Origin of the sequence: Plantactinospora sp. BC1 (assembly GCF_003030345.1) — a bacterium.
Classification (GTDB): Bacteria; Actinomycetota; Actinomycetes; order Mycobacteriales; family Micromonosporaceae; genus Plantactinospora.
Genome location: NZ_CP028158.1, coordinates 7,394,686 through 7,408,996, shown reverse-complemented (window position 1 = coordinate 7,408,996; position 14,311 = coordinate 7,394,686). Strand labels below are relative to the sequence as shown.

The 14,311-nt window shown below is 73.1% G+C and carries 12 protein-coding genes; 9 read left to right on the top strand and 3 right to left on the bottom strand.

The window, feature by feature from the left end:
• Positions 1 to 97: 97 nt before the first annotated feature.
• The 7 genes from clpB to C6361_RS32525 all read left to right on the top strand — a co-directional run bounded on the left by clpB (position 98) and on the right by C6361_RS32525 (position 7,396).
• Positions 98 to 2,689: an ATP-dependent chaperone ClpB gene (gene clpB, locus C6361_RS32555; RefSeq protein ID WP_107270077.1), complete on the top strand. Its 2,592-nt coding sequence runs from the start codon at positions 98 to 100 to the stop codon at positions 2,687 to 2,689.
• Positions 2,690 to 2,813: 124 nt separating this feature from the next.
• Entirely contained in the window at positions 2,814 to 3,191 is a 378-nt protein-coding gene (locus C6361_RS32550; protein ID WP_107271321.1) for a hypothetical protein, read from the top strand.
• A gap of 174 nt (positions 3,192 to 3,365) precedes the next feature.
• Positions 3,366 to 4,118, top strand: a complete 753-nt coding sequence (locus C6361_RS32545; protein ID WP_107270076.1) for a hypothetical protein — start codon at positions 3,366 to 3,368, stop codon at positions 4,116 to 4,118.
• Positions 4,119 to 4,446: 328 nt separating this feature from the next.
• A complete protein-coding gene (locus C6361_RS32540) occupies positions 4,447 to 5,223 on the top strand; it encodes an SDR family oxidoreductase (protein WP_234359689.1) in 777 nt (258 codons plus the stop codon).
• A 183-nt stretch (positions 5,224 to 5,406) separates the two neighbouring features.
• Positions 5,407 to 5,946 carry an orotate phosphoribosyltransferase gene (gene pyrE, locus C6361_RS32535; protein ID WP_107262616.1) on the top strand — a complete coding sequence of 180 codons (540 nt, stop codon included), beginning with the start codon at positions 5,407 to 5,409 and terminating at the stop codon, positions 5,944 to 5,946.
• 57 nt (positions 5,947 to 6,003) lie between these two features.
• On the top strand, positions 6,004 to 6,381 hold the full coding sequence (locus tag C6361_RS32530) for a helix-turn-helix transcriptional regulator (protein ID WP_007073957.1): 378 nt from the start codon (positions 6,004 to 6,006) through the stop codon (positions 6,379 to 6,381).
• Positions 6,382 to 6,475: 94 nt separating this feature from the next.
• Entirely contained in the window at positions 6,476 to 7,396 is a 921-nt protein-coding gene (locus tag C6361_RS32525) for a class II aldolase/adducin family protein (RefSeq protein WP_107270074.1), read from the top strand.
• Positions 7,397 to 7,463: 67 nt separating this feature from the next.
• Here the strand turns inward: C6361_RS32525 and C6361_RS32520 are convergent, their stop codons facing one another.
• From C6361_RS32520 to C6361_RS32510, 3 genes are all read right to left on the bottom strand, one after another.
• Positions 7,464 to 8,180: a DedA family protein gene (locus C6361_RS32520; protein ID WP_107262618.1), complete on the bottom strand. Its 717-nt coding sequence runs from the start codon at positions 8,178 to 8,180 to the stop codon at positions 7,464 to 7,466.
• Between the two features lie 195 nt (positions 8,181 to 8,375).
• Positions 8,376 to 10,955: a polynucleotide kinase-phosphatase gene (locus tag C6361_RS32515; protein WP_107270073.1), complete on the bottom strand. Its 2,580-nt coding sequence runs from the start codon at positions 10,953 to 10,955 to the stop codon at positions 8,376 to 8,378.
• A complete protein-coding gene (locus tag C6361_RS32510) occupies positions 10,952 to 12,463 on the bottom strand; it encodes a 3' terminal RNA ribose 2'-O-methyltransferase Hen1 (protein WP_107270072.1) in 1,512 nt (503 codons plus the stop codon). The genes C6361_RS32515 and C6361_RS32510 overlap by 4 nt, the downstream gene beginning before the upstream one ends.
• A 102-nt stretch (positions 12,464 to 12,565) precedes the next feature.
• Between C6361_RS32510 and C6361_RS32505 the strand changes: the two genes are divergently transcribed.
• A complete protein-coding gene (locus C6361_RS32505) occupies positions 12,566 to 13,051 on the top strand; it encodes a SigE family RNA polymerase sigma factor (RefSeq protein WP_107262621.1) in 486 nt (161 codons plus the stop codon).
• The gene (locus C6361_RS32500) at positions 13,048 to 14,196 is read left to right on the top strand and encodes an LCP family protein (RefSeq protein ID WP_107270071.1); all 1,149 of its coding nucleotides are present in this window, start codon (positions 13,048 to 13,050) and stop codon (positions 14,194 to 14,196) included. The genes C6361_RS32505 and C6361_RS32500 overlap by 4 nt, the downstream gene beginning before the upstream one ends.
• Positions 14,197 to 14,311: the final 115 nt, after the last annotated feature.

The following is a 14,311-nucleotide window of genomic DNA, read 5'->3' as shown; positions in this document are numbered from 1 at the left end:
TCGTACTGGAGGTGGTGTCGCCGGGCGGCGGCGTCACCGCCCGCCACGCTGCCGATGCCGGCCCGTACCACGGCCGGCGGACCGTATTGGGAGCCCCATGAACGCCGAACGCCTCACCACGAAGAGCCGCGAAGTCATCACCGGCGCCGTCGCGACGGCGAACCAGCGCGGCCACGCCACCGTCGAACCGTGGCACCTGCTGCTGTCCCTGCTGGACACCGGCGGGTCCACCGCGGCCGGACTGCTGCGCGCGGTCGGGGCGAATCCGGCCGACATCCGGCGGGCCGCCGCCCGGGCCGTGGAGAACCAGCCGGCCGCCCGGGGATCGAGCGTCGCCGAGCCGAGCCTGGCCCGGGAGTTCGTCAACGCGATCGGCGCGGCCGAACAGATCGCCCGGCCGCTCGGCGACGAGTACACCTCCACCGAGCACCTGCTGGCCGGGCTGGCCCGGGTCGGCGGCGCGGTCGCCAGCACCCTCAAGCAGGCCGGCGCGACCGAGGAGAACCTGGTCGCCGCCTTCCCGGCGGTACGCGGCGGCGACCGCCGGGTCACCACCGCCGACCCCGAGCAGACCTACCAGGCGCTGGAGAAGTACGGCGTCGACCTCACCGCCAGCGCCCGGGACGGCAAGATCGACCCGGTGATCGGCCGGGACGCCGAGATCCGCCGGGTGATCCAGGTGCTCTCCCGGCGTACCAAGAACAACCCGGTGCTGATCGGCGAGCCCGGCGTCGGCAAGACCGCGATCGTCGAGGGGCTGGCCCAGCGGATCGTCGCCGGTGACGTCCCCGAGTCGCTGCGGGACAAGAAGCTGGTCTCGCTCGACCTCGGCGCGATGGTCGCCGGTGCGCAGTACCGGGGGCAGTTCGAGGAGCGGCTCAAGTCGGTGCTGGAGGAGATCAAGAACTCCGACGGCCAGGTCATCACCTTCCTCGACGAGCTGCACACCGTGGTCGGCGCCGGCAAGGGCGAGGGCTCGATGGACGCCGGCAACATGCTCAAGCCGATGCTGGCCCGGGGCGAGCTGCGGATGGTCGGCGCCACCACCCTGGACGAATACCGCGAACACATCGAGAAGGACCCGGCGCTGGAGCGGCGCTTCCAGCCGGTGCTGGTCGGCGAGCCGACCATCGAGGACACCATCGGCATCCTGCGCGGGCTCAAGGAGCGCTACGAGGTGCACCACGGGGTACGCATCACCGACGCCGCCCTGGTCGCCGCCGCCAGCCTCTCCGACCGGTACATCACCGACCGGTTCCTGCCGGACAAGGCGATCGACCTGGTCGACGAGTCCGCCTCCCGGCTCCGGATGGAGATCGACTCCCGGCCGACCGAGGTCGACGAGATCGAGCGGGCGGTACGCCGGCTGGAGATCGAGGAGATGGCGCTGGCCAAGGAGCCCGACCCGGCCTCGGCCGAGCGGCTCGAACGACTCCGCAAGGAGTTGGCCGACAAGCGCGAGCAGCTCACCGCGCTCAGCGAGCGGTGGCGGCTGGAGAAGGAGCACATCACCCGGATCTCCACCGCCAAGGAGGAGCTGGAGCGGCTCGGCGGCGAGGCCGAGCGGGCCGAGCGGGACGGCGAGCTGGAACGCGCCGCCGAGCTGCGCTACGGCCGGATCCCCGAGCTGAAGGCCGCGCTGACCCGGGCCGAGGGCGAACTCGCCGGGTTGCAGGCCGACGGGGCGATGCTCAAGGAGGAGGTCGGCGCCGACGACATCGCCGCGGTGGTCGCCGCCTGGACCGGCATCCCGGCCGGCCGGCTGATGGAGGGCGAGACCGCGAAGCTGCTCCGGATGGAGTCGTCGCTCGGCGCCCGGGTGGTCGGCCAGGCCGAGGCGGTGGCCGCGGTCTCCGACGCGGTACGCCGGGCCCGGGCCGGGGTCGCCGACCCGGACCGCCCCACCGGCAGCTTCCTCTTCCTCGGCCCGACCGGCGTCGGCAAGACCGAGCTGGGCAAGGCGCTCGCGGAGTTCCTCTTCGACGACGAGCGGGCCATGGTGCGGATCGACATGAGCGAGTACGCCGAGAAGCACTCGGTGGCCCGGCTCGTCGGTGCCCCGCCCGGCTACGTCGGGTACGAGGAGGGCGGGCAGCTCACCGAGGCGGTGCGCCGCCGCCCGTACTCGGTGATCCTGCTCGACGAGGTGGAGAAGGCGCACCCGGACGTCTTCGACGTACTGCTCCAGGTGCTCGACGACGGCCGGCTCACCGACGGCCAGGGGCGTACGGTCGACTTCCGCAACGCGATCCTGATCCTCACCTCCAACCTCGGCACGGCGGTCGTCTCCGACCTGACGCTGGGCGAGGAGGAGCGCCGGGAGGCGGTGCTGGCGGTGGTCCGGTCGCACTTCAAGCCGGAGTTCCTGAACCGGCTCGACGACATCGTGGTCTTCGCCTCGCTGACCGGGCAGGAACTGCGCGGGATCGTCGACATCCAGCTCGACCGGCTGCGGCGGCGGCTCGCCGACCGGCGGCTCGGCCTGGAGGTCACCGACGCGGCCCGGAGCTGGCTCGCCGAGCACGGGTACGACCCGATCTACGGCGCCCGGCCGCTGCGCCGGCTGGTGCAGTCGGCGATCGGCGACCGGCTCGCCAGGGCGCTGCTGGCCGGCGAGGTGCGCGACGGCGACACCGTCCGGGTCGACCTGGCCGACAACAAGGAGTCGCTGAGCGTTGTCCGGGTCTGAGCGGACGCACCGGGGCCGGTCCGATCGCACGATCGGGCCGGCCCCGTCGTCGGTCGCCGACTCCCCGGCCGTCCGGCGCCCCGCCGGCGAGCGCTCCGGGCCGGATCGGGTGACCATTGGTGGCATGACCGATTTTCCGGGACGGGACGACGAACTGGCGACGGCGGTACGCGAGCTGGCCGGCGCCGACGTCGTCGCGTTCGGCGGGGTGGGCCTCGCCGGCCAGGTGCTGCCGCCGACCGAGGCGTACCGGACCGTCGAGGCGGCCCTGCCCGAGCACGCCGTGGAGCTGCGTCCCCGGCTGGCGTGGTTGCTGGCGAACGGGTCGGCGGCCGGCAAGGCGTACGCGGCGACGCTGCTCGACCGGCTGGACCCGGTGGCGGCCCGGGACGCCTGGCGGGGGCTGCTCGGCGATCCGGCCGAACTGACCACCTTCAGCGGCTGCCTGATGGACCAGACCACCCTCGGCGAGTACGCCGCCGGCCGGCTCGGCCGGGACTGACGCCACTCCGGGCCACTCCGGGCCGTACTGCCGGCGGCGGTTCACCCCCGGGCGGCGGGACCGGTACCGATACGGTGGTCCGGAATCTGGGAATTCTGATCTGGGAACGTTCGATCCGCACAAGCCGATCCCGGGGCCTCCGAGCCGGGGGACCCGAGCCAGGAAAGGAGAGCCGTGTCGGAACCAGCCAATTCCGCGCCGACCGCGAGGCCGCGCCCGAGCACCGTCACCAACGCCAGCTATCTGCTCTATCTGGCGGCCGCCCTGATCGCCGTGTCGTCGGTGGTCAGCCTCGCCACGCTCGGTACCGTCTCAACCATCTTCCGCGAGGAGTACGCGGGCACCTCCGTCGAGGGTGCCGAGGGCTTCGCCGTCGGCATCACCGTGTTCAGCGTGGTACTGCAACTGCTGATCGCCATCGGCCTGGTGGTGCTGGCCCTGCTGAACAACCAGGGCCGCAACGGTGCCCGGATCGCCACCTGGGTGGTTGCCGGGCTCGGAGTCTGCTGCACCGGGTTCGGTGCCGCCGGCCAGGCGCTCTCCGGGGTGGGCACCGGTGGAGGCTCCACAGCGGACGGCCCGGACAACGCCGAGATCCAGCGGCGGCTTGAGGCGGAGCTGCCCTCCTGGAGCGAGCCGCTGACGCTGATCTGCTCGATCGTCGCGCTGCTGGCGCTGATCGCCGCGATCATCCTGCTCGCGCTGCCCGCGTCGAACGAGTTCTTCCGCAAGCAGCCGGCCGGTTGGGAGCCGCCGGTGCCGGGTGCGACGTACCCGGGCCAACCGCCCTACCCGGGCCAGGCGTCGACCACCGGCACCGACCCCGGGTACCCGCAGTACCCGCCGGCCGGGCCGCCCTCCGACCCGCCCGGCAACCCACCGTCGAACCCGCCGTCGAACCCGCCCGGCAACCCGCCGGCCAGCTGAACCACCGCACCACGGATCCCCCGGTCGGCACCGGCCGCCGGGGGATCCGGCACGTCCGGCGGTCGGGGGCCGCGCGGTGGCGCTGCCGGGGTGGTCGAATCGGACCGGCGCCGGGTGCGGCGCTCGCCCGCCGGGCCCGCCGTCGGAGCCGCTCCCCGCCGGAGGAGGTCCTTTTCCGATCCCCGGGCGCTCCGCTACCTTGTGGGAGCGGTACCCCCCGTGGTCGTCGAGGTGAGGGAAGTCAGTGGCAGCAGCCGTTCCGCCGTCGGGCACCGAACCCGACGCCGGCGGGCCCTCCGGGCCGGGCCGGAGCGGAGCCCGGCGCGCCCTGATCACCGGCGCCACCGCCGGGATCGGCGCCGCGTTCGCCCGGCGGCTCGCCGCCGACGGCTACGACCTGCTGCTGGTGGCCCGGGACGCGCAGCGGCTCGCGGACTCCGCCGCCGAGCTGACCGCCCGGCACGGCACCACGGTCGAGGTCCTCCCGGCCGACCTCGCCACCGACCAGGGGTGCGGGTCGGTCGAGGAACGGCTCTCCGACGCGTCGGCACCGGTCGACATGCTCGTCAACAATGCCGGGATCAGTCTCAACCGGTCGTTCCTGCGCTCGACCGTCGCCGACGAGTCGCGACTGCTCCGGCTGAACGTGCACGCCGTGCTCCGGCTGACCCTCGCCGCCCTGCCCAGGATGGTCGAGCGGCGGTACGGCGCAGTGATAAATGTCTCTTCCGTCTCAGGCTTCGGGCCGGTGATGCCCGGCTCGACGTACCCGGCGAGCAAGGCGTGGGTGACCAACTTCAGCGAGTCGGTGGCCCAGTCGGTACGGCCGATGGGCGTACGGGTGATGGCGCTCTGCCCCGGCTACACCCGTACGGAGTTCCACGACCGGGCCGGCATCAACATGTCGAAGACCCCGGACTGGATGTGGCTGCGCGCCGACGACGTGGTGCGGGACGCCCTTCGTGACCTGGATCGGAACCGCATGGTCAGCGTCCCGGACTGGCGCTACAAGGTGGCGGTCTTCGGCCTGCGGCACGCACCGGGCCGGCTCTGGCGGGCGGTGGCCAAGAACGCCCGGGGGCGGACCGGTCGCGCAGAGTTGTGATCCGGCTGCACGACACGGATCCGGGGCTTCCCGGGGCTGCGTTGAGACGCCCGCCCGTGGGCAAGATTCAGTGCGGAGAGTAGCCGATTTTCGGTCCCATCGGCCACCGTCAGACCGACTCGAACGGCCCCGTCACCGGGTCGGCCATTCGGCTCTCACCTTGGCGCAGTACCCTTACCGGCCATGGGCGACCACGACGACCTGCGTAAATTCATCACTGACCTCGCCGTCGTGCATGGTCGGGTGGTGCTGTCCTCTGGTCGTGAGGCGGACTGGTACGTCGATCTGCGGCGCGTGACCCTGCATCACGCGGCGGCACCGTTGGTCGGCCGGGTCATGCTCGACCTCACGAGGGACTGGGACTACGACGCGGTTGGCGGCCTGACGTTGGGTGCGGACCCGATCGCCGTTTCGATGCTGCACGCCGCCTCGGCGACGTCGCGTCGACTCGACGCTTTCGTGGTGCGCAAGGCCGGCAAGACGCACGGGTTGCAGCGCCGGATCGAGGGTCCGGAGCTGAGTGGCCGCCGAGTGTTGGCGGTGGAGGACACCTCCACCACGGGAAGCAGTGTGCTGACCGCGGTGGAGGCGTTACGGGAGGCCGGAGCCGAGGTCGTGGGCGTGGCGGTTATTGTTGATCGTGGGGCGGGCGACGCCGTACGAGCCGCCGGATTGCCATACCGGGCAGCCTATACGTTGGCTGACCTCGGCCTAGTGGCCTAAAAGTTTGCCGATTCGGATCTGCTGATATGCAGGCGGGTCGATGCTGCTGGTGGAAGGATGGAATACGTGGGAACTGCGTTGGCCGAAATGACTATGCCTCAGATCTCGCCGCTTGCCGGCGAGCCGATCGAGCGCGCCGACGCTGAGCGGCTGGCGGGTGTCCTCAAGGCCCTTGCCGACCCCGCTCGGCTTCGGCTGCTCAGCCTGATCCAGTCGGCACCGGAGGGCGAAGCGTGCGTGTGTGACCTCACCGCGCCGCTCGGCCTCTCTCAGCCGACGGTCAGCCACCACCTCCGTATCCTCACCGAAGCCGGCTTGCTGGAGCGGGAGAAGCGGGGCGTGTGGGCTTACTACCGGCTGGTGCCGACGGCGATCGCCACGATCGCCGACCTGCTGACCCCGCCGCGTAAGCGGGCCACCAAGAAGGCCCGCTGAATCAGCGTACGGCCCGTCTGGTGGCCGCCCTTCACAGGACGGCGCCAGACGGTCCAACCGCTGCTGACGCGGTGGGACGGGGTGGGCTTCCGGCGTGAACTATCTCCGGGGAGACCTGCGGGATCAGCTCGCGTACGTCGGACAGGACGTCGTCCGGACCGGTCTTGTGGTCGGTTCCGGCGGCAACCTGTCCGCCCGGTTGCCCGACGGCGATTCCTGCTGGGTGACCGCTGGCGGCACCTGGCTGGACCGGCTTGACCGTTCGTCCTTCGTCCGGGTGCGCATCTCGGATGGTTCCGTCCGCACGGACCCTCCGGGCTACCCGGACGATCCGCGCCGCCCCGGGGGCCAGGCCGCCGACGGTGGCCCGGCACAGCCGGCCGGAGAGTCTCTCCGGGACGGCGCCGCCGTCCCGGACGGTACGGCGCTGCCCGCGCCACGGGTGCCGGACGCACCGGCCGCCGGTGGTGCCGCCGCGTCCGTCGGGGTGCCCGGTGCCGCTGGTGACGCGCCGTGGCGACACTCCGCGCTTCCGCACGCCCGGGAGGCGGGCGGGCCGACGGGGCCGCAGCGCCGGCAGATCATGCCGACCAGCGAGGTCGAACTGCACCTCGCCACCTATCGGGCCCGGCCGGACGTGAACGCGATCGTGCACCTGCACCCGCAGACCGTGCTGCTGCTCGACGCGCTCGGTGAACAGGTCCGGCTGGTCACCACCGACCACGGCTTCTATCTGCGCCGGGTCGCCCGGGTGCCGTTCCGGCTGCCCGGCACCACCGAGCTGGCCGAGTTGGCCGCCGACGCGACCCGGGACGGCACCAACTGTCTGGTGTTGAGCCGGCACGGCTGCTCGGTACTGGCCGACAGTGTGGAGCTGGCGCACAAGCGTGCCGCGAATCTTGAGGAAGCGGCCCGGCTGACGTACCGGGCCCTCGCCGTCGGGCGGCTGGCCGAACTGCCGGAGCTGCCCGCCGAGTTCCTGTCCCGGATCGACGGCGGCGCGACCAGCGTGTGACCGGCCGCGCCGCTGTCGCGCGGTCACCGGCGAGGGGCCGTTGCCGGCCCGCCGGATGCCGCTGCGCTCAGTAGCCGGTGCGGCGGTGCCGCTGCGCCTCCTGGGCGGCGTGCTCCAGCTCGGCCCGCTCGGCCGGGGTGGTGCCCCGGCGGGCGGCCATCCGGGCCCGGAGCAGCTCGATGATGATCGGGATCACCGAGACGAAGACGATGGCGATCAGGATCAGCTCGATGTTCGCCTTGACGAACGGGATCTGGCCGAGGAAGTAGCCGAGCACGGTGACCCCGGTGCCCCAGAGGATGCCGCCGATCACGTTGTAGATGACGAAGGTGCGGTAGCGCATCCCGCTGACCCCGGCGACGATCGGGGTGAAGGTACGGACGATCGGTACGAACCGGGCCAGCACCACCGATCGGGCGCCGTACTTCTCGAAGAACTCGTGCGCCTTGAGCAGGTTCTCCTGCTTGAACAGCCGGGAGTTGGGGCGCCGGAACAGCGCGGGACCGACCTTCTTGCCGAACGCGTACCCGACCTGGTCACCGGCGATCGCCGCGATCGTGATCAGCAGGCAGACCAGCCAGAGCGGGTAGGTGATGTATTCCCCGTCGGCGGTCAGCAGGCCGGCCGTGAAGAGCAACGAGTCACCGGGCAGGAAGAAGCCGATCAACAGCCCGGACTCGGCGAAGACGATGGCCAGGATGCCGAGCAGCCCGAAAGTCGAGATCAACCACTCCGGATCCAGCCAATCCGGACCCAGGGCCAGCGTGGTGGTGGGCGTCGGCACGAGGAGACCTCCGGAACTCTCGGCATGGCCGGTGAAGGGTCCGCCAGCATGGTGGCGGGTACCACAGCAGTCTAGGCGGACCTTCCCGACAGTCGCCGCGCGATGCCGCCGCCGGGGCGTACCGGGAACGGATCGGGCCGCCCCGCCCCGGTCGGCGACGGGTCGAACCCGTCGCCGACCAGGGCGGACGTCGCCCTAGAGCCGGGGATCGACCGGTTCCGACTCGCACGCGAGGATCGCGAAGACCAACTCGTGCCGCCGCCACAGCGGGGCGCCCTCGGCCAGCCGGTCCAGCGCGGCCAGGCCGAGCCCGTGCTCGCGCAGGGCCAGCCCGCGCTTGCGGCCCAGCGACCGGTGCCGGAGCGCGGCCAACTGGTCCGGTTCGGCGTACTCCGGGCCGTAGATGATCCGCAGGTAGTCCCGGCCCCGGCACTTCAGGCCCGGCTGGAGCAGCCGGCCGTCGGCGTCCCGGGCGCCGAGCCCGGCGTACGGCTTCACCACCATCCCCTCGCTGCCGGCCCCGGTCAGCTCCAGCCACCACTCGGTCGCCGCCGACACCGCCGCCTCGTCGGCGAGGTCCACCACCCGGCGCCGGGTCGGGGTGAACAGCTCCGGGTCGGCGCCGTGCAGCCGGTCGGCCAGGGCCAGGTGCCAGCCGTGGTCCCGGCCGGCGTGCGAGGCGCCCTCGCTGGCGAGCACCGCGAACGGCGCCAGGGTCACCCCGGCGAGGCCGTCGGTCGGCCGGACGTAGCTCCGGTACGCCTCGGTGTAGCGGTCCAGGTCGGTCGCCCGGCGGGCCATCCGGGCCCGCAGGTCGGCGACCGGCAGGTCCCGCCCGGCCGCCCGGTCCAGCGCGTCGAGTACGGCCGGCAGCGCGGCCCGGCCCGCCGCACCGACCGGGGCGTACTGCTCCCGGATCAGCGCGCCGGCCTTGGCCGACCAGGGCAGCAGTTCGCAGTCGAGCAGCAGCCAGTCGGTGTCGAGTTCGGCCCAGAGCCCGGCGCTGCCGACGGCGGCACGTACCCGGGAAAGCAGTGCCCGGTCGAGCGTCCCGCCGAAGAACGGCCGGCCGGTCCGGGTGTAGACCACCCCGTCGCCCGGACCGAACCGGCCGGCACCCGTCGGGTCGGTCTCGTCCCGGCAGACCAGCACCACCGCCCGGGAGCCCATGTGCTTCTCCTCGCAGACCACCCGGTCGACCCCGGCCCGCCGGTAGTCCTCGAACGCCTGCGCGGGATGCTCCAGGAAACCGTCGACGGTCGAGGTGGAGCAGGGTGCCATGGTCGGCGGCAGCCAGGGCAGCCAGCGCGGGTCGACGGCGAACCGGCTCATCACCTCCAGCGCGGCGGCGGCGTTCTCGGCCGGTACGGTCACCGTGCCGTAGCCGTAGTCGAGGTGCCGCCGCCCGGTGACGTCCCGCAGGTCCAGCCCGAGATCGTCCCGCTCACCGGTGGCCGACCGGCCGGCTGACCCGGACGGCGACGCGGCCGGTGCGGCGGTCAGCGGCCGGGCCGGCGGGTAGTACTCCTTCGCCGCCGGCAGCGAGACGAGTTCCCGGCTCGGGTAGCGCAGCGCGGTCAGCGTGCCGCCGAAGACACAGCCGGTGTCGATGCAGATGGTGTTGTTGACCCACTCGGGGGTCGGGGTGGGGGTGTGACCGTAGACGACCATGGCCGAGCCCCGGTAGTCCCGGGCCCACGGGTAGCGCACCGGCAGGCCGTACTCGTCGGTTTCCCCGGTCGTCTCGCCGAAGAGCGCGAACGCCCGGACCCGGCCGGACGCCCGACCCTGGTATTCGGCCTTGAGCCCGGCGTGCGCGACCACCAGCCGGCCGCCGTCCAGCACGTAGTGGCTGACCAGGCGGTCGACGAACGCGGAGATCTCGGCGACGAAGCCCGGCTCCTCGGCGTCGAGCTGGGCCAGCGTCTCGGCCAGGCCGTGCGACACCGTGACGTTGCGGCCGCGCAGCTTGCGCAGCAGCTTCTGCTCGTGGTTGCCGGGCACGCAGAGCGCGGTGCCGGCGCCGACCATCCCCATCACCAGCCGGAGTACGCCGGGCGAGTCCGGCCCCCGGTCGACCAGGTCACCCACGAAGATCGCGGTACGCCCCTCCGGGTGCGTGGCGTTCACCGGCCGCCCCTGCTCGTCGCGGTGCAGCGTCCAGCCGAGCCGGAGCAGCAGCGCCTCCAACTCGGCCCGGCAGCCGTGCACGTCGCCGACGATGTCGAACGGCCCGGTCAGCTCCTTGCGGTCGTTGAAGAGCTTCTCGTAGCGGATCTCGGCGGCCTCGATCTCCTCGACGCCGCGCAGCACGTGCACCTTGCGGAAGCCCTCCCGCTCCAGCCGCCCGACGCTGCGCCGCAGGTCCCGCTGCATCCGGCCGAGGACCTGCCGGCCGAAGGTCCGGTCCGGCCGGGCCTGGGTCCGCTCCCAGCAGAGCGGCTCGGGCACGTCCAGCACGATCGCCACCGGGAGTACGTCGTGTTCCCGGGCGACGGTGACCAGCCCGGCCCGGGCGTGCTGCTGGAGGTTGGTGGCGTCCACCACGGTCAGCCGGCCGGCGCGCAGCCGCTTCCCGGCGACGTGGTGCAGCACCTCGAAGGCGTCGGCCGAGGCGGACTGGTCGTTCTCGTCGTCGGCCACCATCGCCCGGAAGGTGTCCGAGGAGAGCACCTGGGTCGGGGCGAAGTGCCGGCGGGCGAAGGTCGACTTGCCCGAGCCGGAGACGCCGACCAGGGCCACCAGGGCCAGTTCGGGAATGTCCAGGCTGCTCATCGGGCGCCTCCTCCGTTCTCGGTTCCGTTCCCGGTGCCGCCGGGTGCGGTGCGGGTGAAGACCGCGAGCTGGGTCGGGCTGCCGACCTCGGGGTCGTCGGCGCCGACCCCGCTGATCGTCACCGCGTAGCCGTAACCGGCGCCGACCGAGCCGGCCCAGTCGGCGAACTCGGCCCGGCTCCACTCGAACCGGTGGTCGGCGTGCCGGAAACCCCCGGCCGCCAGCCCCGGATACCGCACGTTGTGTTCGACGTTCGGGGTGGTCACGACCACCGTCCCCGGCCGGGCGTGCCCGAAGACGGCCGCCTCCAGCGCCGGCAGGCGCGGCGGGTCGAGATGCTCGACCACCTCCATCAGCACGGCGGCGTCGTACCCGCGCAGCCGGTCGTCCCGGTAGGTCAGCGCGGACTGCCACAGCTTGATCCGCTCGCGCTGCCGGGGCGGCAACCGGTCCAGCCGCAGCCGGCGCTCCGCGACCGCCAGGGTCCGGGACGAGACGTCGGTGCCGACGATCTCGGTGTACCGGCGATTCTTGACCAGCTCGGTCAGCAGCGCGCCGCCGCCGCAGCCCAGGTCGAGGACCCGGGTGGCGCCGCAGGAGTCGAGCGCGTCGAGTACGGCGGCCCGGCGCAGCGCCGCGAGCGGCTGCCGGTCCACCGCCGCCGGCAGCCCGGCCTCCTCGTCCGCACCGCAGTCCGGACTCTCCACGATGGAGTCCGGGTCGGCCGGCTCGTCGACCAGCCGCTGCTCGGCGAGGCGGGCCAGGGCGACGCCGGCCAGCGCCCGCCGGTGGGCCAGGTAGCGACGGGTGATCAGACCCCGTTCCGGGTGTTCGGCCAGCCAGCCGGCACCGGCCCGGAGCAGCTTGTCGATCTCGTCCGGCGCGACCCAGTAGTGCTTGGCGTCGTCCAGCACCGGCAGCAGCACGTAGAGGTGGTTGAGGGCGTCTGCCAGCCGGACCGTGCCGGTCAGGGTGAGGTCGACGTACCGGCTGTCGCCCCAGTCGGGGCGGTCCGGGTCCAGCGGGATCGGCTCGGCGGTGACCGTCCAGCCCAGCGGGGCGAAGAGCTTCCCGGCCAGCTCGGCCCCGCCCCGGCAGCGCAGCGCCGGCACCCGCAGCTCCAGCGGGATCGGGGTGGCTGCCAGCTCGGGCCGGTCCTTCGAGTTGCCGCGCAGCGCCGAGCGGAACACGCCGGACAGTGCGGACGAGAGCAGGCTGGAGGCGGCGTACCCGCGGTCGTTGACGTACTGGCCGAGGGTGAAGCCGTCCGGCGTCGGGTTCCCGCCCCGGCCGGACCGGCCCCGGCGTCCCCGGCCAGCGCCGGAGAGCGCCAGCGGGTCGACGTCGAGCAGCAGGGCGGCGGTGCAGCGTTCGGTGCCGGCCTCCGGATACACCACGTACGCCGTACCGGTGGGCATCCCGAACGTGTGCACCCGGTCGGGATGCTTCACGAGCAGGTAGCCCAGGTCGGTGGCCGGCTGGTGGGTGGTGGTCACGGTGATCAACACGTCGACAATGCTGACAGCTCACCGCCGACCCGTCGCCTCGATTAACCGCAATCTTCCTGTCCCACACTTCCGTCTATAGGGAGGAGAGGCCCGGAGGTGCCAGTGACGTACGAGGAGTTCGCCGACTCCAGGCTCACCGCGCTGCTGCGCTACGCGGTGATGCTGACCGGCGATCCCCATCTCGCCCAGGATCTCGTGCAGGAGACGATGGTGCGGGTCCAGCTCAACTGGCGCCGGGTGACCCGTGCCGACGCGCCCGAACGGTACGTACGCCGGATGCTGACCAACCAGTACCTCGACTGGCAGCGCGGCTCCTGGGTACGCCGGGTACTGCTGCGTGCGGAGCCCGACGAGGCGGTGGCGGTACGCGTCGACCACGCGGAGTCCACCGTGGAGCGGGACCAGGTGTGGAGCTGGCTGGCCCGGCTGCCGCGCCGGCAGCGGGCCGCGCTGGTGCTCCGCTACTACGAGGACCTGCCGGACGCCGAGATCGCCGAGGTGCTCGGCTGCGCCGTCGGCACCGTCCGGTCCGCCATCTCGCGCGCCCTCGCCACCCTTCGTGCCGAATTCGTGGAGGCCTGTCAATGAGCGACGACGACATCCGGGTGTTCGACGACTCGGCCGGGTCGGACGGGTCGGGTGCCGGCCCGGACCCACGGCCGGTCGAGCAGGAGTTGCGGGCGGCGTTCGCCCGGTACGAGTCGCTGACCCCGGACGCCGGGCCGGTGCGGGCGGCGATCGACCGCCGGGCCTCCCGCCGACGTCGCCGGCGGCGGGCCGCCCGGGTCGCCGGGGCCGCCCTCGCCATGCTCGGCATGCTCGCGGTGCCGACGTTCGGCCGTACCGTCGGGGTGCCGCCGGTCTCCGAGGTCGCCGCGCCCCCGCTCACGGCCCGGTCGACCGACCCGGCCGAGCCGCTGAACTTCCTCGTCCTCGGCGTCGACGGCGGGGACGGCCGGAGCAACGGCCACCGCGCGGACACCGTGCTGCTGGTGCACGTACCGGCGGACCGGAGCCGGCTCTATCTCGTCTCGGTCCCCCGGGACCTCGGCGTCGAGGTGCCCGGGCACGGCTTCGGGAAGCTGAGCGGCGCCTTCTACCTCGGCAGCCACCGGCCGGGGAGCCGGCCGGACCTGGCCGCCGGCGCCGCGCTGACCGAAGGGACCGTCACGGCGCTGACCGGGATCCGGTTCGACGCGACCGCGACGCTGACCTACGCCGGGCTGCGGCAGCTCACCGACGCCGTCGGCGGGGTCCGGACCTGCCTGCCACAGCAGGTACGGTCCCACCACACCACCCGGGTCTTCCCGGCCGGCTGCCAGCGGCTCGACGGCGCCGCCGCGCAGGACCTGCTCCGCCAGCGGTACGGCCTGGCGCAGGGGGCGCACGACCGGGACCGCAACGGGCAGCGGTTCGCCGAGGCGCTGCTGCACGAGGTCACCGATCCGGCCAACGGGCTCAACCCGGTCCGGATCGCCGAGATCGTCCGGGTGCTCGGCCGGAACCTGACCCTCGACCTGGCCGGGACGACCCCGCAGGAGCTGTTCGGCGCGCTGCGTACGGTCGCCGCGGCGGACGCGGTCGGGATCGGCTGGACGTACCACCCGGACCGGGGGCCGGTCGGCGAGGTCGAGAGCCTGGACCCGGCCCAGAGCCGCAGCCTCTTCGACGCGTTCGCCCGGGACACCCTGGCCGAGTGGGTCGGCAGGCACCCGGATCGGGTCACCCGCTGACCGGTCCGACCGGTTCCGTCGCGCGCTGTTCACCTCCGCGTCATCTCGTTCCCGCCCTGGTCACCGGGGTCGGCTCGTACACTCGCCGGGTCCGTGGGGCGGTGCGTGGGACGGA